Raw genomic sequence first — 21,469 nt, forward strand, 5'->3', positions numbered from 1 at the left:
AGATAAAAATGGTTTACGCACCGCGTGGGTAGCGTTTGAAGGCGCGCCGAAACACATCGACCACCTCGTGTGAGCCTGTCATGGTGACGTCCATGTCCTTGACCAGGCCATCGTTCAAGCCATAGACCCAACCGTGGACGGCAATCTTTTGGCCGCGGCCCCAAGCGTCTTGCATGACATTGGACAAAGCCACGTTGCCCACTTGCTCAATGACGTTCATCTCGCACATGGCGTCTTCAAGTTGCTGTTGTGGCAAATGGTTCAAGCGTTGGCGATGACGCAAGCGCACGTCTTGCACATGGCGCAGCCAGTTGTCGGCCAGACCAATGCGCGTGCCTCGGGTGGCAGCCAAAACACCACCACATCCATAGTGACCCACGACGATGATGTGCTCTACCTTGAGCGCGTCCACCGCATATTGAATGACCGACAAGGCATTCAAATCGGAATGCACCACCACATTGGCCACGTTGCGGTGCACAAACACCTCACCGGGCTCGAGGCCGGTAATTTGATTGGCAGGCACACGGCTGTCGGAACAACCGATCCACAAATATTTGGGTGACTGCTGCTGCGCCAAATGGTTGAAGAAGCCAGGCTGCTCGCGCTCCATGCGCTCGGCCCAAACTCGGTTGTTGTCAAAGAGGTGAGAAAGGTGTTTTGAAGTCATGCCTGCATTTTCTCAGCAAGTTTCCGCAAACAGTTCACGCCCAATCAGCATGCGGCGAATTTCGCTGGTGCCGGCACCAATTTCGTACAACTTGGCATCGCGCCACAGGCGGCCCAAGGGGTATTCGTTGATGTAGCCATTGCCACCAAAAATTTGCACGCCTTCACCGGCCATCCAGGTGGCTTTTTCAGCGCACCACAAAATGACACTGGCGCAGTCTTTGCGCACTTGACGCACGTGGTCGGTACCCAGCATGTCGAGATTTTTGCCCACGGTGTAGCAAAACGCACGACCGGCTTGCAACACGGTGTACATGTCGGCCACTTTGCCTTGAATGAGTTGAAACTCACCAATGCTTTGGCCAAACTGCTTGCGATCGTGGATGTAGGGGATCACGTTGTCCATCACCGATTGCATGATGCCCAAAGGACCGGCGGCCAACACAGCGCGCTCGTAATCCAAACCACTCATCAACACTTTGGCACCCATGTTGAGGCCGCCCAAAATGTTGTCAGCTGGCACTTCCACGTTTTGGAAGACCAACTCGCCTGTGTGGCTTCCGCGCATGCCCAACTTGTCGAGCTTCTGCGCAATGGAGAAGCCCTTCATGTTTTTCTCGATCAAGAATGCGGTGACGCCGCGCGCGCCCATCTCGGGCTCGGTTTTGGCATAGACCACCAAGGTGTCGGCGTCAGGCCCGTTGGTGATCCACATCTTGTTGCCGTTGAGCACGTAGTAGCCGCCTTTGTCTTCAGCTTTGAGCTTCATGCTGATGACATCGGAGCCAGCGCCTGGCTCGCTCATGGCCAAAGCACCCACGTGCTCGCCGCTGATCAGCTTGGGCAGGTACTTTTGTTTTTGGGCTTCGGTGCCGTTGCGCTTGATTTGGTTCACACACAAATTGCTGTGTGCACCATACGACAAGCCCACGCTGGCCGATGCGCGAGAAATTTCTTCCATGGCAATCATGTGCGCCAAGTAACCCATGTTGGCACCACCATAGGCTTCGGGCACGGTAATGCCCAAGACACCCACCTCACCCATTTTGCGCCACAGGTCCATGGGGAACTGATCGGTGCGATCGATTTCAGCTGCACGCGGTGCAATTTCGGCTTGCGCAAAATCGCGCACGGCATCGCGCAGCGCATCAATGTCTTCACCCAATTGAAAATTCAAGCCTGGCATGTTCATGTTCATCTCTCCCAATTCATTCAGTAGGTTTGTGCAACAGGCACCAAGGTTTGTTGCATCACGGCGCACAAGGATTTCTTGCCTTGTGCATCAATATGGAAAACGTCAGCAGTGGTCACGACGATTCTTTTACCGCCTTTGACCACCTTGCCAATTGCGCGCAATTCACCTTCTTGGTGAGCGCTTAAAAAATTGATTTTGTATTCGGCCGTGACGACTTCCATGCCCTCAGGTAGAACCGTGAGGCCAGCGTAGCCACCCGCAATGTCGGCCAGTGCGCCCATGGCACCGCCGTGGAAACCACCTTGTTGCTGCGTCACTTTGTCGGCATAAGGCAGCGCAATTTCCACTTCGCCTTTTTCAACACGCACCAGCTTCGCATCCAAATGCACCATCAGGCCTTGCCGCGCCATGCTGGCCGCAACGCGCTGCGCCATCGGGCTGGTCAAATCATGCGTGCTCATGCAGCGCCCTTTTTCTGCGCCAACTTATCGGCCTTGGCCAGCAAAGTGCGTGCATCTTTTTCATGCGTCTTCACCTCTTCCAGCGTGGCATGCAAGTCGGCCAGTTGCGATTCCAATTGTTGGCGATGCTCGGCCAACACCACCAAAAACTTTTTCAGTTGAGGACCTGTGTCGCGGGGGCTGTCGTACATGTCAATCAGCTCTTTGGCCTCGGTGAGTGACAAGCCCAGACGTTTGGCGCGCAAGGTGAGTTTGAGGCGGGTGCGATCGCGAGACGAATAAACCCGGTTGCGGCCGCCAGGGCCCGAGCGCTCGGGCTCTAGGAGGCCCATGTCTTCGTAAAAGCGAATGGCGCGTGTGGTCAGGTCAAATTCCTTGGCCAAGTCGCTGATTGAAAATTGTGTTGCCATGGTGCTTGCTTTCCTGCTTGCGCACAGGCGACAGACGGGGTCGACAGGTGCGTCTTACAATGCCTCCACTGTAATTGACGTTAACGTAAACGTCAATCTATCGACGGGAATTTTCCCCAACTCAGATTTGCCATGACCCAAACCACCGCCTCACCCCCGCAAGTGCCGCCCGCCGATCTGCTGGCAGGCGAAAAAGCCTTGCACTTTCCTTTGGGCACCACCCTCCCCGAATTGGGTCAAGCTTTGGAAGTGGCAGAAGGCGTTTGGTGGATCCGCATGGCTTTGCCCTTTGCCTTGGATCACATCAATTTGTGGCTGTTGGCCGATGCCGAAGAAACACCCACAGGCCTTCGACACGGCTGGACCGTGGTGGATTGCGGCGTCACCAACCCCGGGACGCAAGAAGCTTGGCGCCAAGTGATGGCCGGCCCGATGAAGGGTTTGCCCATTTTGCGCGTGGTGGTCACGCACATGCACCCCGATCACATGGGCCTGGCACACTGGCTGTGCGCAGAATTCAATGCGCCTTTATGGATGAGTGCCACCGAGTACCAAGCCGCGCTGTTGGCATCCACAGGTGCATCCAACTTTGGCGGACTGAGCACCCAACGATTTTTTGCTGACCATGGCTGGAACGACCCCGCCGATCAGCAGCAAATCAAAGACCGCGTGTCGTATTACGCCAAGATGGTGCCCGCCGTGCCGGAGGCTTATCACCGCTTGATGCACGGGCGCGAGTTGCAAATTGGCGGTCGCACCTGGCGCTGCATCAGTGGCTGGGGCCATTCACCCGAACACATGGCACTGCACTGCGCAGCCGCCAATGTCTTGATCAGCGGCGACATGGTGCTGCCCAAAATCTCCACCAATGTCAGCGTTTATGCCCAAGAGCCCGAGGCCAATGCCCTGTCCTTGTTCATGCAATCGCTGCATCATTTTGACCCGCTGCCAGCAGACACCTTGGTGTTGCCGTCCCATGGTCGACCCTTTGTGGGCTTGCACACGCGCACAGCGCAATTGTTGAAGCACCATGAAGATCGCTTGGACGAAGTCTTAGAAGCTTGTAGCGTGCAAGCAGGCAGCGCACACGACATGCTCAAAGTGATTTTCAAACGGCCCTTGGACTTTCACCAGACCACGTTTGCCATTGGCGAGTCTGTGGCGCATTTGCACGCGCTGTGGTTTGACGGAAAAATGTCGCGCGTCAAAGATGCGCAAGGTGTGTGGCGGTTTAAAACGCTGCGCTAAGCGCGCCAGCTTGCGCCTACGCCCAGTTGGCCAAGTTCTCTTTTTGCAAGGCTTTGCGGCGCTCCACATGGTCGGGCAAGATCTCGGCCACCACTTTCCAAAACGCGGGGCTGTGGTTCATCTCGCGCAGGTGCGCCAGCTCATGCACCACCACATAATCGATGGCTTCTGGCTTTAAATGAATCAGTCGCCAATTGAGGCGAATGGCGCCATCGATGCGGGCACTGCCCCAGCGTGAACCCGCGTTCGACAAACTGAGCTTGCGCCATTGCACCCCCATTTGGGGTGCAAAGAAATTCAAGCGCATTTCAAACAATTCACGTGCTTCACGCATCAGCCACGCTTGCACCGCATCACGAATTTGTGACGCCTCCGCATTCAAGGGCAATGCCAGCCTGAGCTCACTGCCGTCATGCAGTTCGCTGCGACCCACTTCAGGGCTCAGCCGCAAATGAATGGCGCTGCCCAAGTACTCCAGACTGGCACCATCCGCCCATTCAATTTGTCGAATGTTTTTTTGGCGCTCTTGCACTTCAGCCCATTTGCGCAGCACCCATTCGCCGCGCTCTTGCAAACCCAACTCCACTTCTTTCAAGGTGACCCACTTAGGTGCCCTCACCTCCAAGCCATCGGGGCCCACCACAAAGCCAATCGACCTTCTGCGAACGCGTTGAAACAAATAGCTGACCCGCATACCCTCCAAAACCGTTTCGCGATTGGCTCGGGGATGCGTCAGGGTTGGCCCCGAACTTTGTCTTGTTGGCGGCACCTCTGCCGCGGGTGCTGGACTTAAGAAATCAAGAACAAGTTGCAGCGGATTGCGCATCGGTGTTCTGTGTCCAAGCTTCAGACGTCAGGTGCAGCTGACTCGGAATCGGTAGCCGGATAGGCCTCTGGGTCTAGGCGTCGCATTTCTGACTCAATCCAGTTTTCCACTTCTTGCATCAACTCTTCAGGTTGGCGACCCACACTTGAAATGGGTTTGCCAATGGAGATATCGACAATGCCTGGTTTTTTGATGAAGGCCTTGGTGGGCCAGCATTTGGCAGACGTCACCGCGATGGGCACCACAGGCACACCGGCTTCAATGGCCAAGCGAGTGCCACCTGTTTTGTATACCCCTTTTTGGCCACGTGGAATGCGCGTGCCTTCAGGGAACATGATGACCCAGACGCCTTGTTCCATCAAACGTTTGCCTTGCGTGACCACTTTCTGAAAAGCCTGGGCACGTTGGCTGCGGTCGATGTGAATCATGTCCATGCGGCCCATGGCCCAGCCAAAGAAGGGCACGCTCAACAATTCTTTTTTGAACACATAGGCCAAGGGGTGCGGCATGATGGCGGGCATCAAAAAGGTTTCCCACGTGGACTGGTGCTTGACCAACAGAATGACCGGATCTTTTTCACCCAGCGGCAAGTTTTCCATGCCGGTGATGCGGTTTTGAATGCCCAAGATGTAAGTGCCACTGTGGATGGCGTTGCGCAGCCATGCGGCACACCACCAGTACAAACGGCTGCTGCTCATGAACATTGAAGCCGCCACCACCACCAGCGCCCATGGGATGACAGTGACCGTCATCCACACCATGTGAATCAATGAGCGAATGAAGTTCATAAGGTGTGTTCCGGCGTTTTCTTCAAGAGTGCATCGACAAATGTATGGAGGTCTGTGTGCATTTGCGTGCCCGCAGGAAATGCAGGGGGCAAGCTTGCACCACGTAAAGCCAGCGACTTGCCGGTCAGCACCAAATGAGGTGCACAGCCTGCGGCCGAGGCCGCTTGCATGTCGCGCAAACTGTCGCCCACAAAGGGCACATCTTTCACGTCGATGCCAAAGCGATCGGCCACTTGTTCAATCAAACCCGGCAAAGGCTTTCGGCACGTGCAGGCATCTTCGGGTGTGTGCGGGCAATAAAAAATGGCATCAATGCGACCACCCACAGCCGCCAATTGTTTCAGCATGCGTTTGTGAATGGCATTGAGGGATGCCACATCCAACAAGCCACGCCCCAAGCCCGACTGGTTGGTGGCCAGCACCACGTGGTAGCCCGCGTGATTCAAGCGACCCACCGCTTCGAGGGCGCCTGGCAAAGCCTGCCATTCTTCGGGCGACTTGATGTACTCATCACTGTCGTGATTGAGGGTGCCATCGCGATCGAGAATGACTAGTTTCATGGGCGGCTGAGGTTGATGCGTAACGGCTTATGCCAAGCGCGACAAATCGGCCACGCGGTTCATGGCCACATGCAAGCACTTGAGCAAACCTTGGCGGTTTAAACGCACATCCATTTCTTCGGCGTTGACCATGACGTCGTCAAAGAACGCATCCACGGGAGAACGCAATGCGGCCAGTGTTTGCAATGAACCGGTGTAGTCACCTGCTTTGTACAAAGCCTCAGACTCGGGCAGCAAACGTTGCATCACTTCGTGCAAAGCTTGCTCGGCTGATTCTTTCAGCAGTGCAGGATTGACATGCGGATCGACCTCATCGGCCTTCTTCAAGATGTTGCCAATGCGCTTGTTGGCAGCAGCCAAGGCGGGGCTTTCGGGCAAAGCCGCAAAGGCGCGCACTGCTGCCAACAACTTGGGCACCTGGCCCAAGCGTGCAGGATGCAAAGCCAACACCGCGTCCACTTCTTGAACGCTGTAACCTTGCTCGCGCAATGCGCCAGCCAAACGGTCAAACAAGAAGGGGGTGAGGGCTTCGGAAGGATCGGTGATCTTGTCGCCGAACACAGGCACCGACAAAGCCAAGAGCTGACGCCAATCGAGCGCCAAATCTTTTTCCATCAACATGCGAATGACGCCCAAGGCGTGACGGCGCAGGGCAAACGGATCTTTGTCGCCACTTGGCAAGTTGCCAATGCCAAACATGCCCACCAAGGTTTCGAGTTTGTCGGCCAAGGCCACCACCAAGCCCACGTTGTTGCGGGGCAACTCGTCTCCAGCAAAGCGGGGACGGTAATGGTCTTCAATGGCATCGGCAATCTCGGTCGACAAGCCATCGTGGCGCGCATAGTAGCCGCCCATGATGCCTTGCAACTCGGGGAACTCGCCCACCATGTCGGTCAGCAAATCGGTTTTGGCCAACTGGGCTGCAGTGTCGGCAGCTTGCGCCAATGCATCACCGCCCAGGGCTTGTCCCAAATCTTTGGCAATGCCGCGCACGCGCGCCATGCGCTCGCCTTGTGTGCCCAGTTTGTTGTGGTACACCACCTTGTTCAAACCCTCGACGCGGGATGCCAATGTTTTCTTGCGATCTTGATCGAAGAAGAATTTGGCATCGGCCAAGCGGGGACGCACCACGCGCTCGTTGCCGCCAATCACAGCGCTGGCATCGGTTGGCGAAATGTTGCTGACCACCAAGAACTTGTTGGTGAGCTTGCCCTCTGCGGTGAGCAGCGGGAAGTATTTTTGGTTGGCCTTCATGGTCAGGATCAAACACTCCTGAGGCACTTCCAAAAACTGTGTTTCAAATTCGCAGGTGAGCACGTTGGGACGCTCCACCAAGGCCGTGACTTCATCCAACAAAGCTTCGTCTTCAATAGCTTTGGCACCACCGCCTACTTTGGCAGCAGCGGCATGAAGTTGCTTCACGATTTCTGCACGGCGCTCCGCAAAGCTGGCAATCACGGCACCGTCGCGCGCCAAGGTGGCGGCATAACTGTCGGCGTCTTGAATGACCACAGGCGACAAGTTGGCTTCGAAGCGATGGCCATGCGTTTGCTGACCAGCCTTCAAACCCAAGGTTTTAACGGGCACCACGTCTTTGCCATGCAATGCGACCAAGCCGTGCGCAGGACGCACAAAGTTGACACTGGTCCAACCGGGCAATTCGCAGTCGGTTTCCAACTGATAGGTCATGACTTTGGGAATGGGCAACTTGGTCAAGCTTTCGTCCAATGCTTTTTGCAAACCCTGCAACAAGCTTGCGCCTTTGGCCACGCTGTCGTAAAACAAAGCTTCCGCTTTGCCATCGGGGGCGCGCTTCAGTGAAGCCACCACAGCAGCCGGATTGCTGACGTCAGCACCAAGGGCTTGCAATTTTTTGAGCAAGGCGGGTGTGGCATTGCCGCTGGCATCGAGGCCCACAGCAACGGGCATCAGTTTTTGCTGAATAGCTTTGTCGGCAGCTTGTGCGGCCACTTGCGTCACATGTGCAGCCAATCGGCGAGGCGAGGCATAAGCGGTGACCACCGATTGGGCCGCCGTTAAACCAGCGTCGCGCAGTTGCTCGAACAACACGTTGGCAAATGATTCGCCCAATTTTTTGAGTGCCTTGGGTGGCAACTCTTCAACAAACAATTCAACGAGAAGGTTTTGATGTGTCATTTGGATGCTTACCTTCAGGCTGCTTTTTTGCTCAGCGCGTTTAACTGTTCAACCCACTCGCGAGGCGCCATGGGGAAGCCCAAACGTTCACGGCTTTCGAAATAACTTTGTGCCACGGCACGCGCCAAATTGCGAATGCGACCGATGTAGGCCGCACGCTCCGTGACGCTGATGGCGCCGCGTGCGTCGAGCAAATTGAACGTGTGTGCACCTTTGAGCACTTGCTCATAAGCGGGCAAAGCCAACTGCGCACCAATCAAATGCTGCGCTTGTTTTTCGTAGGCAGAGAATGCGGTGAACAAGAACTCAGCGTCAGAGTGCTCAAAGTTGTAGGTGGACTGTTCCACTTCGTTTTGGTGGTACACATCGCCGTAGCTGAGGGTGTCGGTCCACTTCAAGTTGTAAACGTTGTCGACACCTTGCAGGTACATGGCCAAGCGCTCAAGACCGTAGGTAATTTCGCCGGTGATGGGTTTGCAATCAATGCCGCCCACTTGTTGGAAGTACGTGAACTGCGTCACCTCCATGCCATTGAGCCAAACTTCCCAACCCAAGCCCCAAGCACCCAGTGTTGGATTTTCCCAATCGTCTTCCACGAAACGAATGTCGTTCTTTTTGAGGTCGAAGCCCAAGGCTTCAAGCGAGCCCAAATACAAATCCAAAATGTTGGAAGGTGCTGGCTTCAAGACCACTTGGTATTGGTAGTAGTGCTGCAAGCGGTTTGGGTTTTCGCCATATCGGCCATCCTTTGGACGGCGGCTGGGTTGCACATAGGCGGCCTTCCATGGCTCGGGGCCAATGGCGCGCAAAAACGTGGCGGTGTGTGAAGTGCCAGCACCGACTTCCATGTCATAGGGTTGCAACAATGCACACCCCTGAGCATCCCAGTAGGACTGCAGTTTCAAAATGATTTGTTGGAAGGTCAACATGGCTGAAAAAATTTAGGCCCCCGTACATCGGTGGCAACCCTTGATTTTAAATCGCCTGAGACCTAGCGCGCCGGAAAAACGCCCCCAAAACAAGAACAATTAGGCCGCAAAGCAACCAAAGCGGCCACAAACCCCATTGCGAGGTCCATTGTGCATAAGGCGTGAGCCCCGTGCGCCCTTCAAACTCCCCCACCAACGCGCCGCGCGTGAACACAGGCAGTGAGGCCTTCACCTCGCCTTTGGCGTCAATCAAAGCGGTCAAGCCCGTGTTGGTGGCGCGAATGACAGGACGTTGAAATTCCAAAGCACGCAGTTGCGAGATGGCGATATGTTGGGCGGGCGCGGTGGTGTTGCCAAACCACGCCAAATTGCTCATGTTCACCAGCACGGTAGGCGCCTGGTCCGCGTTCGCAAAGTATTTCGCCACTTCCTCGCCAAACAAATCTTCGTAGCAAATTTGGGGCAACATACGTTGACCTTGCCAAGTCATCACACCAGCCTTAGAACGCTGCTGGCCAAAGTCACCCAAAGGAATGTTCATCAGGCGCACAAACCACTGAAAAAACGGCGGTACAAATTCACCAAAGGGCACCAGATGTTGTTTGTCGTAACGGTACTTTGAGGCGTCAGGTCCCAACGCCAACACCGAGTTGCTGTAGCCCACATTGGCGCCCCCCATGGGCAGGCCGATCAAAGCCAGTTGGGCAGCCATGGGCTGGCCAGGCAGGGCGGCTTGCGGCTGGTATTTGTTGTTGAGCGTTTGCCAATAGGCAGGCGAGAGTTGCTGTGGCAACACGGGAATGGCCGTTTCGGGGGTGACCACCAAGGTCTCTGTGTTGGACAGCAATTGTTCGCCGTACCAACTGAGCGCCATCTGCACGCCTTGTCCTGGGATGAACTTCTCGTCTTGCGGAATATTGCCTTGCAGCAGGCGAACCTTCATGGTGCCGGCCGGCTGCGTGAAGGACTGGGGCCAATGCTGAAGTGCGGCAGGAATCAACGCGGCCAACAAGACGCAAAGCACCAACAACCACAGCCAGGCACGCGTGCGTCCAGCCATCCAAACAGACAGCATCAGCGGCAACGCCATGGCCAAGCCAGCGGCGATGGCGCCCATGCCATACACCCCAACCCAGGGCGCATAAACGGCCAAGCTACTTTGTCCATGCGCATAGCCCGCAGCGCCCCAAGGAAAGCCTGTGAACCATTGACCTCGGGCCAATTCAGCCAGCGTCCACAAGGCCGCAAACAACACGGCACCTGCCATGGCCAAGTTGAATTCAGACTGTCTCAAAAAGCTTTGAGGGTGGGTGGCATACCGCCCTTCTTGATGGCGCGCATTCAAGAGCCAACGGCGATACAGCAACACCCAAAGGCCACCGGCGATTGCAAAGTAGCTGGCCAATGCCATGGCCAGCAGCACAACAGCCAAACACGCCAGCCATGAAGGCAGTCCGCCGTATTGATGCATCGACACATACAGCCAGCCCCATGTAGAGGTCATGGCGGCTGTGGCAAACAGACCTGCAATCTTGAAGCCGTTCGCCCAAGCTTTGGGGCCAGTGCGGTTTGAGCGACGCGTGTTGGTGAAGTTTGTGAGTTCAGATTCTTGCGACGCAGCTTGCAAAAGCAAAGCGCCTAAGCAGGCCAAACTGAGGCCTTGCAAAGTGCCAAACGATTGCCCCGAAATGCCCAAGGCATCGCCCAACGCAAAGGCTGGCCATGCCATTGAAAAACCATGCAAAACACCGGCCAACAATGAAGCGCCGAATGCCCACATGTTCATTTTTTGGGGTGAGAGGTGGGCGACACCTTGAACCACCGCACAGCACCGCCGCGCGTGTGCAGAACCACAAAATCCAAGCCCGACAAGCTGAACTTTTCACCCCGTTGCGGCACATGCCCCATCTCGTGGGCAATCAAGCCGCCGATGGTGTCAAAGTCATGTGTTTCTTCGTCGACCACATCGGGGTTGAGCTTCACACCAAAGGCTTCTGAAACTCGCTCTAAAGATGTGTCGCCGCTGACGCGGTAAGTTTGATCCGCCAAGCCGAAGATGTCGCCGGCTTCTTCTTCGATGTCAAATTCGTCTTCGATCTCGCCCACAATTTCTTCGAGCACATCTTCGATGGTGATGAGGCCAGCTGTGCGGCCAAACTCATCAATCACGATGGCCAAGTGTTGACGATTGTCCCTGAACTGCCTGAGCAAATCATTGAGCCCTTTGCTCTCGGGCACAAACACGGCGGGACGCAACAGTGCCCGAATGTTGAGCTCTGGCGCGCGTTGCAGCTTGAGCAAATCTTTGGCCATCAAGATGCCAATGATGTTCTCGCGGTCGCCTTCGTAAACGGGGAATCGGGAATGTGCGGTGTCAATCACCTGATGCAACAACTCATCAAAGGGCGCATCAATCGACAACAACTCCATGCGGGGGGCAGCCACCATGGCATCGCCTGCCGTCATGTCGGCCATTCGAATCACACCTTCCAGCATGAATCGACTTTGCGCATTGATGATGTCGTTGTCCTCAGCCTCTGCGAGTGTTTCGATCAGCTCGTCTTTGGAGTCGGGACCTGGGTGAATGAACTCCGCCAGTTTTTGCAAAAAAGAGCGTTTGTCTTCGCGCTTTGATTCACGCTTTGGGTCGTGTTTCGACTCGTGCTTTGAATCGTGTTTGTCGTCACGTTCATTCAAACGCGCAGGGTGAGGGTCGGACACAGTCAAATGGGCAAATGCCGTTGTTGCAGAACCTCAAGGATAGCGGATTAAACGCCGGATTGGTGGCGCGCATCGCGTACACCTCGGCGCACCTCTTGCATGGTTCTGAGCAGTTGAAGGAATTGGCGCGCCCGGGTTTTGATCTGGAAGTCCAAATCGGCCATGCCTTCTTCCAAGAATTCATGCATTTGACTGTCCAAATTGGCAGGCTGAAGGCTCAGGTAGGCATCGCTCTCACTGCCGTCGCGCTCAACACGGGCACCGGCTTTTCGCGCAATTTTCAGCATGGGCGTGTTCTCACTCAAGGCATGAATGAACATCAAGGACACGCCTTCGTTGCGGGCGTGGGTCATGGCGCGGTCGAACATGCGCGCGCCCAAGCCCCTGCCCCGCATCTTCAGATCAACCGACACCCCAAACTCGGCACAGGTGGCCCACTGCGGATCGACCGAAAAGGCCAAGTGCGCCATCGAGACAATTTGCAGCCGGCGGTTGAAGACGCCGTAGATGTCGTCTCGCACAAAATCCAATTTGGCGACGTAGCCGTCAATCTGCTCATCGGTGGCAGGATAGCCAAATCGCAAATACCGATCCTGCGTTCCCAGACTTTTCAAATGCGCTGCAATCTTGGGCCGATGCTTGGCACTCAAGATGCGGATAGGGATCCACAGCATCCAGCGACGCCACAGGGATTTGGTGAGAGCAGCGAGTTGAGTCATAAGGGTTTACCCGTATTTTTGCACAAGTTTGCAAATCTGTCTGTGCGCTAGGACATCAAGTCCACAACAATTTTGTCGCTTAGGGGACGAAAAGCGGTTTTCCGCACGTGCTTCAGGGGTAATGCCTCATGGTGATCTTTCTGCAGAATGATGACAATGTCAGCATTCCTAGGAGCAGTACATGGACAAGATTTGGCTTAAGAATTACCCTGCCAACGTCAAACACGAAATTGACCCCAACGAGTATGCCTCGTTAACAGATTTACTCACTCGCGCATTTCAACACCACGGAGACAGCCCCTTTTCGGTCTGCATGGAGCGGTGGATGACTTACCGCGAGTTGGATCAACTGTCTCAAGCTTTGGGCGCTTGGTTTCAAGCGCAAGGCCTGAAACCGGGCGATCGCGTGGCCCTGATGTTGCCCAATATTCCGCAATTTGCCGTCACCATGGCGGCCATTTTGCGCGCTGGCTATACCTGCGTGAATGTCAACCCGCTTTATACAGCCCGTGAATTAGAGCACCAGCTGAAAGACAGCGGCGCCAGTGCCATTGTGATTCTGGAGAACTTCGCCCACACCTTGGCAGAAGTGATTGAGCACACCCAAATCAAGCACACCGTGCTGGCTTCGATGGGTGATTTGCTAGGACCCGTATATGGCCGTTGGATCACGTTTGCCGTTCGTCACTTGGCCAAAATGGTGCCCGAGTTTGAGCTGCCACTTGGCGATCATCACAAAGTCACTTCCTTCAAAGACGCGATTGCGGCTGGCCGTCACCTGTCCTTCAAGACCGTTCCTCAAACCTTGGACGACATTGCCTTTTTGCAATACACCGGTGGTACGACAGGCTTGTCGAAGGGTGCTGTGCTCACCCACCGCAACATTGTGGCGGCCATCTTGCAAGCCGAGACATGGTTTGCGCCGGCACTCGAACGCTTGCCCGATTTGCGCAAAGTGAACAGCATTGCGGCTTTACCCCTGTATCACATCTTTGCGTTGACGCTGTGTTTCTTGGCAATTCGTCAAGGCTCGCACCTCACCTTGGTGCCCAATCCCCGCGACTTTGCCAAGTTCATTGAAACGCTTAAAAAGCGCCCCTTCCACATGTTGCCTGGGGTGAACACCCTGTTCAATGCCTTGTTGCAACATCCCATGTTCAAGTCGGTTGATTTTTCCAACCTGTGTTTGACCCAAGCAGGTGGCATGGCGGCCTCTGAAGGTACTGCACGCGCATGGCAAGCTGCAACGGGCAGTGCCATGATCGAAGGCTGGGGCATGAGTGAAACTTGTGCCATTGGCACCAACAATCCTGTGACACGCACATCGTTCAGCGGCAACATTGGTTTGCCATTGCCCAGCATTGAGTTGGCCATCAAGGACGATGCGGGCAACAGCTTGCCCCAAGGCGAGTCGGGTGAAATTTGCATTCGCGGACCCAACGTCATGGTCGGCTATTACAAACAAGAAGAAGAAACACGCAAGGCCTTCACACCCGACGGCTACATGCGCACGGGCGACGTGGGCATCATGGACGAAGAGGGTTACTTCAGAATTGTCGACCGCAAGAAAGACATGATCATTGTCAGCGGCTTCAATGTATTCCCATCTGAATTGGAAAATGTGATTTCAATGTGCCCTGGTGTGATCGAGTGTGCCGCCATCGGCATTCCCGACAGCATGCAAGGCGAAGTCATCAAAGTCTTTGTGGTCCGAAGCGACAGCATGCTGACCGAAGATGCCGTGGCACGTTATTGCCACGACAACCTCACGGGCTACAAGCGACCCAAGTACATTGAATTCCGCGATGAATTGCCCAAGTCCAACGTCGGCAAAATTTTGCGACGTGAACTGCGAACCAACACACACTGATTGAATGCCCAACGCGCTCAACATTCCTGGACTGCAAGTTTTTGAGCGCGGTTGGCTGTCGGCCAACAACATTCTTTTAACGGACGCAGCCTCCAGCACACTGGTCGACAGTGGCTATGTGACGCACCAAGATCAAACCTTGATGCTGATCCAAAAGGCCTTGGGTGATCGCCAATTAGACAGGTTGGTTAATACCCACTTACACAGCGATCACTGTGGTGGCAACGCCTTGCTGCAACGCACTTACCCGCAACTGAACACCTTGATTCCGCCTGGCGAATCGAAAGCTGTTGCCGCGTGGGATGCGGAGGCCTTGAGTTATGACGCAACAGGACAAGTTTGCCCAAGGTTTGGTTTTTCTGATGTCCTGCACGCAGGACAAACTTTAAGAATGGCCAACTTGGATTGGCAAGTGATGTCGGCACCCGGTCACGATCCGCATTCAGTCATTTTGTTTGAACCTCAGCATCGGATTTTGATGTCGGCGGATGCTTTGTGGGCCAATGGATTTGGTGTGGTGTTTCCAGAGATGGAAGGGATTGCTGCCTTTGAAGAAGTTGCCAACACACTCGACTTGATTGAATCTTTGCATCCGCTTTGGGTCATTCCAGGACATGGTTCCGTTTTTCAAGAGGTCGATGCCGCGCTTGCCAATGCCAGACACAAACTGGATGGCTTTGTGCAAAATCCCGCGAAACACGCCAAGTACGGCGCCAAAGTACTGTTGAAATACAAACTGTTGGAATTGCATCAGATTGAACAAGACAAGTTCATTGATTGGGCCAGCAAGGTTCGTTATTTTCAAATACTGCACCGCACCTACAGTGCGGGCTCGCCCATCACAGACTGGGTGATGCTGATGTTGAAAGACCTGGAAAGAAGCCAAGCATTGGAATTTCAAGGCCACATGCTCGTCAATGTTTAACACTTGACGGTGTCAGTGAACCAAACGGTCACTGCAAATATTGGACGAAAAAAAACGCCCCATATTTCTATGGGGCGTTTCTCGCTATAAGAGCCTGACGATGTCCTACTTTCACACGGGAACCCGCACTATCATCGGCGCTGAATCGTTTCACTGTCCTGTTCGGGATGGGAAGGAGTGGTACCAATTCGCTATGGTCATCAGGCAAAACTTTTGTGCTCGTCTGACCACCACGGTCAAACCAGCAAATTCACAGAGTTCGAATTAGATCGGCTTTTCAGCCTTATTTTGAATGCGTCAAACTTGGCATAACTTCCTTGATCATGAAGCCGCTTGCCTGAATATTTCCAAGCAAACAACCGATCAAAGTTATAGGGTCAAGCCGCACGAGCAATTAGTATCAGTTAGCTTAACGCATTACTGCGCTTCCACACCTGACCTATCAACGTCCTGGTCTTGAACGACTCTTTAGGGGGCTCAAGGCCCCGGCAGATCTCATCTTGAAACGAGTTTCCCGCTTAGATGCTTTCAGCGGTTATCTCTTCCACACTTAGCTACTCGGCAATGCCACTGGCGTGACAACCGATACACCAGAGGTGTGTCCACTCCGGTCCTCTCGTACTAGGAGCAGGCTTCCTCAAATCTGCAGCGCCCACGGAAGATAGGGACCAAACTGTCTCACGACGTTTTAAACCCAGCTCACGTACCTCTTTAAATGGCGAACAGCCATACCCTTGGGACCGGCTACAGCCCCAGGATGAGATGAGCCGACATCGAGGTGCCAAACACCGCCGTCGATATGAACTCTTGGGCGGTATCAGCCTGTTATCCCCAGAGTACCTTTTATCCGTTGAGCGATGGCCCTTCCATACAGAACCACCGGATCACTATGTCCTGCTTTCGCATCTGCTCGACTTGTCAGTCTCGCAGTTAAGCACGCTTATGCCATTGCACTATTATCACGATGTCCGACCGTAACTAGCGTACCTTCGAACTCCTCCGTTACACTTTGGGAGGAGACCGCCCCAGTCAAACTGCCTACCATGCACTGTCCCCGATCCAGATAATGGACCTAGGTTAGAACCTCAAACACACCAGGGTGGTATTTCAACGTTGGCTCCACCGAAACTAGCGTTCCGGCTTCAAAGCCTCCCACCTATCCTACACAGATCTGTTCAAAGTCCAATACAAAGCTACAGTAAAGGTTCATGGGGTCTTTCCGTCTTTCCGCGGGGAGATTGCATCATCACAAACATTTCAACTTCGCTGAGTCTCTGGAGGAGACAGTGTGGCCATCGTTACGCCATTCGTGCAGGTCGGAACTTACCCGACAAGGAATTTCGCTACCTTAGGACCGTTATAGTTACGGCCGCCGTTTACTGGGACTTCAATCAAGAGCTTGCACCCCATCATTTAATCTTCCAGCACCGGGCAGGCGTCACACCCTATACGTCCACTTTCGTGTTTGCAGAGTGCTGTGTTTTTATTAAACAGTCGCAGCCACCGATTTTTTGCAACCCCATTGGGCTCCCTCTGTTCGAGTTCACCTACTAGGGGCATACCTTCTCCCGAAGTTACGGTATCAATTTGCCGAGTTCCTTCTCCAGAGTTCTCTCAAGCGCCTTAGAATACTCATCTCGCGCACCAGTGTCGGTTTGCGGTACGGTCGTTACAAGCTGAAGCTTAGTGGCTTTTCCTGGAAGCAGGGTATCACTCAGTTCGTCTGCAAGCAGACTCCTTATCACCCCTCATCTAAGCCCGGCGGATTTGCCTACCGGGCATGACTACAGGCTTGAACCAACATATCCAACAGTTGGCTGAGCTAACCTTCTCCGTCCCCACATCGCACTTGTAATCGGTACAGGAATATTGACCTGTTTCCCATCAGCTACGCATCTCTGCCTCGCCTTAGGGGCCGACTCACTCTACGCCGATGAACGTTGCGTAGAAAACCTTGCGCTTACGGCGAGGGGGCTTTTCACCCCCTTTAACGCTACTCATGTCAGCATTCGCACTTCTGATACCTCCAGCATCCTTTACAAGACACCTTCACAGGCCTACAGAACGCTCTCCTACCACTTGCAATAAATTGCAAATCCGCAGCTTCGGTAACTGGCTTAGCCCCGTTACATCTTCCGCGCAGGACGACTCGATCAGTGAGCTATTACGCTTTCTTTAAATGATGGCTGCTTCTAAGCCAACATCCTGACTGTTTTAGCCTTCCCACTTCGTTTCCCACTTAGCCAATTTTAGGGACCTTAGCTGGCGGTCTGGGTTGTTTCCCTCTTGAGTCCGGACGTTAGCACCCGGTGCTCTGTCTCCCAAGCTGTACTCGACGGTATTCGGAGTTTGCCTTGGTTTGGTAAGTCGCCATGACCCCCTAGCCAAAACAGTGCTCTACCCCCGTCGGTAATACTTGAGGCACTACCTAAATAGTTTTCGGAGAGAACCAGCTATTTCCAAGTTTGTTTAGCCTTTCACCCCTATCCACAGGTCATCCGCTAATTTTGCAACATTAGTCGGTTCGGACCTCCAGTACCTGTTACGGCACCTTCATCCTGCCCATGGATAGATCACTTGGTTTCGGGTCTACACCCAGCGACTATGACGCCCTATTCGGACTCGATTTCTCTACGGCTTCCCTATTCGGTTAACCTTGCCACTGAATGTAAGTCGCTGACCCATTATACAAAAGGTACGCAGTCACCCCTTACGAGGCTCCTACTTTTTGTAAGCACACGGTTTCAGGATCTATTTCACTCCCCTCCCGGGGTTCTTTTCGCCTTTCCCTCACGGTACTTGTTCACTATCGGTCAATGATGAGTATTTAGCCTTGGAGGATGGTCCCCCCATATTCAGACAGGATTTCTCGTGTCCCGCCCTACTTTTCGTTAACTTAGTACCACACGTTCCCTTTCGCATACGGGACTATCACCCCCTACGGTCAGCCTTTCCAGACTGTTTTGCTAAAGATCGTGCTATCACTAACAGGCTCTTCCAATTTCGCTCGCCACTACTTTCGGAATCTCGGTTGATGTCTTTTCCTCGAGCTACTGAGATGTTTCAGTTCACCCGGTTCGCCTCGCATACCTATGTATTCAGTATGCGATACCCCTAAGGGTGGGTTTCCCCATTCAGAAATCTCCGGATCAAAGCTTATTTGCCAGCTCCCCGAAGCTTATCGCAGGCTTTCACGTCTTTCGTCGCCTATCATTGCCAAGGCATCCACCATGTGCTCTTAGTCACTTGACCCTATAACTTTGACTTCTCTTATCGAGAACCCATCGTTTATTTCAAGGACTGATTGTCAGGTCTTTCACCTGACGCGTTATGCCGTAATGTGAATAACTCTTTGACACAGGCATTGCTGCCCATATCGAGAACTTTATTCGTCATTACTGAATTCAAACTAGGTTTGAATATTCGTTTTGACGCAATCAAAAATCTCGTCATTAAGGGCACGGTCTGCACTAAACCTTTACGAATGTGCAGTTTCCCTTAATGACATCTAATTCGACTCTATGAATTTTTAAAGAACAGCCGTGAGTCTTGCGACTCGTTGTTAATTGATAGATACCAATCAACACCAAAATAGCCTCATTGAAGGCAACTTTGGTTTTGAATGAATTTCTTCAACCACGATAAGAATACAAACAATAAATTGGTGGAGGATGACGGGATCGAACCGACGACCCCCTGCTTGCAAAGCAGGTGCTCTCCCAGCTGAGCTAATCCCCCGTTTTTTTACGTGTCTTGTGTGAAAGGACTGGTGGGTCTGGTTGGTCTCGAACCAACGACCCCCGCCTTATCAAGACGGTGCTCTAACCAACTGAGCTACAGACCCAAGCCGGTCGCGTCACAGCACCAGCATTAAGCCAATGTCGTCGGCGACAACCTTCCAACAACCGATAAGTGTGAGCGTTCAATTTTGATTGCAGTTTTTCCAGAAAGGAGGTGATCCAGCCGCACCTTCCGATACGGCTACCTTGTTACGACTTCACCCCAGTCACGAACCCTGCCGTGGTAATCGCCCTCCTTGCGGTTAGGCTAACTACTTCTGGCAGAACCCGCTCCCATGGTGTGACGGGCGGTGTGTACAAGACCCGGGAACGTATTCACCGTGACATTCTGATCCACGATTACTAGCGATTCCGACTTCACGCAGTCGAGTTGCAGACTGCGATCCGGACTACGACTGGTTTTATGGGATTAGCTCCCCCTCGCGGGTTGGCAACCCTTTGTACCAGCCATTGTATGACGTGTGTAGCCCCACCTATAAGGGCCATGAGGACTTGACGTCATCCCCACCTTCCTCCGGTTTGTCACCGGCAGTCTCATTAGAGTGCCCAACTAAATGTAGCAACTAATGACAAGGGTTGCGCTCGTTGCGGGACTTAACCCAACATCTCACGACACGAGCTGACGACAGCCATGCAGCACCTGTGTTACGGTTCTCTTTCGAGCACAAATCCATCTCTGGATCCTTCCGTACATGTCAAAGGTGGGTAAGGTTTTTCGCGTTGCATCGAATTAAACCACATCATCCACCGCTTGTGCGGGTCCCCGTCAATTCCTTTGAGTTTCAACCTTGCGGCCGTACTCCCCAGGCGGTCAACTTCACGCGTTAGCTTCGTTACTGAGTCAGTTAAGACCCAACAACCAGTTGACATCGTTTAGGGCGTGGACTACCAGGGTATCTAATCCTGTTTGCTCCCCACGCTTTCGTGCATGAGCGTCAGTACAGGCCCAGGGGATTGCCTTCGCCATCGGTGTTCCTCCGCATATCTACGCATTTCACTGCTACACGCGGAATTCCATCCCCCTCTGCCGTACTCTAGCTATACAGTCTCAAATGCAGTTCCCAGGTTGAGCCCGGGGATTTCACATCTGACTTATATAACCGCCTGCGCACGCTTTACGCCCAGTAATTCCGATTAACGCTTGCACCCTACGTATTACCGCGGCTGCTGGCACGTAGTTAGCCGGTGCTTATTCTTACAGTACCGTCATGAGCTCCTAGTATTAGTAGAAACCTTTTCGTTCTGTACAAAAGCAGTTTACAACCCGAGGGCCTTCATCCTGCACGCGGAATGGCTGGATCAGGCTTGCGCCCATTGTCCAAAATTCCCCACTGCTGCCTCCCGTAGGAGTCTGGACCGTGTCTCAGTTCCAGTGTGGCTGGTCGTCCTCTCAGACCAGCTACAGATCGTTGGCTTGGTGGGCCTTTACCCCACCAACTACCTAATCTGATATCGGCCGCTCCAATCGCGCGAGGTCTTGCGATCCCCCGCTTTCATCCATAGATCGTATGCGGTATTAGCGTAATTTTCACTACGTTATCCCCCACGACTGGGCACGTTCCGATACATTACTCACCCGTTCGCCACTCGCCACCAGACCGAAGTCCGTGCTGCCGTTCGACTTGCATGTGTAAAGCATTCCGCCAGCGTTCAATCTGAGCCAGGATCAAACTCTATAGTTCGATCTTGAATTTTTTCGCTCTTTCGAGCAACTCATAAAAACGGAATTGAAGTGAACTTCACTTCTATTCTCATGAGCGTTTGTAAGTCAGTTAAGACTTAGTTCCGTAGAACTTGGCAATCGCCATCAAACGCCCACGCTTATCGGCTGTATATTTTTAAAGATCTCGTTGCAAACAATTTCAGGCCGAAGCCCTTGTTGTTTTTGCATCACTCGCTGCGATCAGCGAAGCCTTGCAGTATAGCACGCATTTTTGCGTTTCCTTCAATACTTTTTCAAAAACTTTTTAAGTGATTTAGAAAGTACTGAAGAAAACGCCCCATATTTCTATGGGGCGTTTCTCGCTATAAGAGCCTGACGATGTCCTACTTTCACACGGGAACCCGCACTATCATCGGCGCTGAATCGTTTCACTGTCCTGTTCGGGATGGGAAGGAGTGGTACCAATTCGCTATGGTCATCAGGCAAAACTTTTGTGCTCGTCTGACCACCACGGTCAAACCAGCAAAT

General features: G+C 53.5%; 15 protein-coding genes, 2 tRNA genes and 4 rRNA genes. 3 read left to right on the forward strand and 18 right to left on the reverse strand.

All coding sequences use genetic code 11. From position 1 onward, the window contains the following. Positions 1 to 13: 13 nt before the first annotated feature. The 4 genes from can to L103DPR2_RS00175 are packed head-to-tail and all read right to left on the reverse strand — an operon-like array spanning position 14 to position 2,735. Positions 14 to 670: a carbonate dehydratase gene (gene can / locus L103DPR2_RS00160; RefSeq protein WP_055359208.1), complete on the reverse strand. Its 657-nt coding sequence runs from the start codon at positions 668 to 670 to the stop codon at positions 14 to 16. Between the two features lie 12 nt (positions 671 to 682). Continuing rightward, positions 683 to 1,861, reverse strand: a complete 1,179-nt coding sequence (locus L103DPR2_RS00165) for an isovaleryl-CoA dehydrogenase (RefSeq protein WP_197274889.1) — start codon at positions 1,859 to 1,861, stop codon at positions 683 to 685. 20 nt (positions 1,862 to 1,881) lie between these two features. Beyond that, positions 1,882 to 2,325 (reverse strand): PaaI family thioesterase, encoded by a 444-nt coding sequence (locus L103DPR2_RS00170; RefSeq protein ID WP_055359210.1) that lies wholly within the window; start codon positions 2,323 to 2,325, stop codon positions 1,882 to 1,884. After that, a complete protein-coding gene (locus L103DPR2_RS00175) occupies positions 2,322 to 2,735 on the reverse strand; it encodes a MerR family transcriptional regulator (RefSeq protein WP_055359211.1) in 414 nt (137 codons plus the stop codon). The genes L103DPR2_RS00170 and L103DPR2_RS00175 overlap by 4 nt, the downstream gene beginning before the upstream one ends. Positions 2,736 to 2,867: 132 nt before the next feature. On the opposite strand from L103DPR2_RS00175, the gene L103DPR2_RS00180 reads away from it, so the two are divergent. Continuing rightward, positions 2,868 to 3,983 carry an MBL fold metallo-hydrolase gene (locus L103DPR2_RS00180; RefSeq protein WP_055359212.1) on the forward strand — a complete coding sequence of 372 codons (1,116 nt, stop codon included), beginning with the start codon at positions 2,868 to 2,870 and terminating at the stop codon, positions 3,981 to 3,983. Positions 3,984 to 3,999: 16 nt separating this feature from the next. Here L103DPR2_RS00180 and L103DPR2_RS00185 read toward each other — a convergent pair whose 3' ends face one another. Genes L103DPR2_RS00185 through L103DPR2_RS00220 form a run of 8 tightly spaced genes read right to left on the reverse strand, consistent with a single transcriptional unit; the run spans position 4,000 to position 12,683 of the window. After that, the gene (locus L103DPR2_RS00185; RefSeq protein WP_082466660.1) at positions 4,000 to 4,809 is read right to left on the reverse strand and encodes a M48 family metallopeptidase; all 810 of its coding nucleotides are present in this window, start codon (positions 4,807 to 4,809) and stop codon (positions 4,000 to 4,002) included. Positions 4,810 to 4,829: 20 nt separating this feature from the next. Beyond that, complete coding sequence (locus tag L103DPR2_RS00190; RefSeq protein WP_055359214.1) at positions 4,830 to 5,597, reverse strand: lysophospholipid acyltransferase family protein; 768 nt, start codon at positions 5,595 to 5,597, stop codon at positions 4,830 to 4,832. Then, positions 5,594 to 6,157, reverse strand: a complete 564-nt coding sequence (gene gmhB / locus L103DPR2_RS00195) for a D-glycero-beta-D-manno-heptose 1,7-bisphosphate 7-phosphatase (protein WP_055359215.1) — start codon at positions 6,155 to 6,157, stop codon at positions 5,594 to 5,596. The genes L103DPR2_RS00190 and gmhB overlap by 4 nt, the downstream gene beginning before the upstream one ends. Positions 6,158 to 6,184: 27 nt before the next feature. Beyond that, positions 6,185 to 8,314 carry a glycine--tRNA ligase subunit beta gene (gene glyS, locus L103DPR2_RS00200; protein ID WP_055359216.1) on the reverse strand — a complete coding sequence of 710 codons (2,130 nt, stop codon included), beginning with the start codon at positions 8,312 to 8,314 and terminating at the stop codon, positions 6,185 to 6,187. Positions 8,315 to 8,328: 14 nt separating this feature from the next. Further along, complete coding sequence (gene glyQ / locus L103DPR2_RS00205) at positions 8,329 to 9,243, reverse strand: glycine--tRNA ligase subunit alpha (RefSeq protein WP_055359217.1); 915 nt, start codon at positions 9,241 to 9,243, stop codon at positions 8,329 to 8,331. A 46-nt stretch (positions 9,244 to 9,289) separates the two neighbouring features. After that, the gene (gene lnt / locus L103DPR2_RS00210) at positions 9,290 to 11,029 is read right to left on the reverse strand and encodes an apolipoprotein N-acyltransferase (RefSeq protein WP_055359218.1); all 1,740 of its coding nucleotides are present in this window, start codon (positions 11,027 to 11,029) and stop codon (positions 9,290 to 9,292) included. Beyond that, on the reverse strand, positions 11,026 to 11,964 hold the full coding sequence (locus L103DPR2_RS00215; protein WP_442915080.1) for an HlyC/CorC family transporter: 939 nt from the start codon (positions 11,962 to 11,964) through the stop codon (positions 11,026 to 11,028). Before L103DPR2_RS00215 ends, lnt begins: the two co-directional genes overlap by 4 nt. A 47-nt stretch (positions 11,965 to 12,011) precedes the next feature. Then, positions 12,012 to 12,683: a GNAT family N-acetyltransferase gene (locus L103DPR2_RS00220; protein WP_231717654.1), complete on the reverse strand. Its 672-nt coding sequence runs from the start codon at positions 12,681 to 12,683 to the stop codon at positions 12,012 to 12,014. Positions 12,684 to 12,864: 181 nt separating this feature from the next. On the opposite strand from L103DPR2_RS00220, the gene L103DPR2_RS00225 reads away from it, so the two are divergent. Together L103DPR2_RS00225 and L103DPR2_RS00230 are read left to right on the forward strand one after the other, a co-directional pair. Then, positions 12,865 to 14,553, forward strand: a complete 1,689-nt coding sequence (locus L103DPR2_RS00225; protein WP_055359219.1) for an AMP-binding protein — start codon at positions 12,865 to 12,867, stop codon at positions 14,551 to 14,553. A 4-nt stretch (positions 14,554 to 14,557) separates the two neighbouring features. Beyond that, positions 14,558 to 15,478, forward strand: a complete 921-nt coding sequence (locus L103DPR2_RS00230; protein WP_055359220.1) for an MBL fold metallo-hydrolase — start codon at positions 14,558 to 14,560, stop codon at positions 15,476 to 15,478. 92 nt (positions 15,479 to 15,570) lie between these two features. Here the strand turns inward: L103DPR2_RS00230 and rrf (L103DPR2_RS00235) are convergent. From rrf (L103DPR2_RS00235) to rrf (L103DPR2_RS00260), 6 genes are all read right to left on the reverse strand, one after another. Beyond that, positions 15,571 to 15,683, reverse strand: a 5S ribosomal RNA gene (rrf, locus tag L103DPR2_RS00235). A gap of 168 nt (positions 15,684 to 15,851) precedes the next feature. Continuing rightward, positions 15,852 to 18,730 (reverse strand): 23S ribosomal RNA (locus L103DPR2_RS00240). A 410-nt stretch (positions 18,731 to 19,140) separates the two neighbouring features. Then, positions 19,141 to 19,216 (reverse strand) — tRNA-Ala (locus L103DPR2_RS00245). A 29-nt stretch (positions 19,217 to 19,245) separates the two neighbouring features. Further along, positions 19,246 to 19,322 (reverse strand) — tRNA-Ile (locus tag L103DPR2_RS00250). A 103-nt stretch (positions 19,323 to 19,425) separates the two neighbouring features. Further along, positions 19,426 to 20,960 (reverse strand): 16S ribosomal RNA (locus L103DPR2_RS00255). A 351-nt stretch (positions 20,961 to 21,311) separates the two neighbouring features. Further along, positions 21,312 to 21,424, reverse strand: a 5S ribosomal RNA gene (rrf, locus tag L103DPR2_RS00260). Together the 16S, 23S and 5S rRNA genes with 2 tRNA genes alongside form the textbook arrangement of a ribosomal RNA operon. Positions 21,425 to 21,469: the final 45 nt, after the last annotated feature.

It is taken from the genome of Limnohabitans sp. 103DPR2 (assembly GCF_001412575.1).
In the GTDB taxonomy this organism is placed as follows: domain Bacteria; phylum Pseudomonadota; class Gammaproteobacteria; order Burkholderiales; family Burkholderiaceae_C; genus Limnohabitans_A.

Coding starts and splice junctions, on each gene's coding strand:
- can (WP_055359208.1), bottom strand. CDS start 670: ATGACTTCAAAACACCTTTCTCACCTCTTTGACAACAACCGAGTTTGG.
- L103DPR2_RS00165 (WP_197274889.1), bottom strand. CDS start 1,861: ATGAACATGCCAGGCTTGAATTTTCAATTGGGTGAAGACATTGATGCG.
- L103DPR2_RS00170 (WP_055359210.1), bottom strand. CDS start 2,325: ATGAGCACGCATGATTTGACCAGCCCGATGGCGCAGCGCGTTGCGGCC.
- L103DPR2_RS00175 (WP_055359211.1), bottom strand. CDS start 2,735: ATGGCAACACAATTTTCAATCAGCGACTTGGCCAAGGAATTTGACCTG.
- L103DPR2_RS00180 (WP_055359212.1), top strand. CDS start 2,868: ATGACCCAAACCACCGCCTCACCCCCGCAAGTGCCGCCCGCCGATCTG.
- L103DPR2_RS00185 (WP_082466660.1), bottom strand. CDS start 4,809: ATGCGCAATCCGCTGCAACTTGTTCTTGATTTCTTAAGTCCAGCACCC.
- L103DPR2_RS00190 (WP_055359214.1), bottom strand. CDS start 5,597: ATGAACTTCATTCGCTCATTGATTCACATGGTGTGGATGACGGTCACT.
- gmhB (WP_055359215.1), bottom strand. CDS start 6,157: ATGAAACTAGTCATTCTCGATCGCGATGGCACCCTCAATCACGACAGT.
- glyS (WP_055359216.1), bottom strand. CDS start 8,314: ATGACACATCAAAACCTTCTCGTTGAATTGTTTGTTGAAGAGTTGCCA.
- glyQ (WP_055359217.1), bottom strand. CDS start 9,243: ATGTTGACCTTCCAACAAATCATTTTGAAACTGCAGTCCTACTGGGAT.
- lnt (WP_055359218.1), bottom strand. CDS start 11,029: ATGAACATGTGGGCATTCGGCGCTTCATTGTTGGCCGGTGTTTTGCAT.
- L103DPR2_RS00220 (WP_231717654.1), bottom strand. CDS start 12,683: ATGACTCAACTCGCTGCTCTCACCAAATCCCTGTGGCGTCGCTGGATG.
- L103DPR2_RS00225 (WP_055359219.1), top strand. CDS start 12,865: ATGGACAAGATTTGGCTTAAGAATTACCCTGCCAACGTCAAACACGAA.
- L103DPR2_RS00230 (WP_055359220.1), top strand. CDS start 14,558: ATGCCCAACGCGCTCAACATTCCTGGACTGCAAGTTTTTGAGCGCGGT.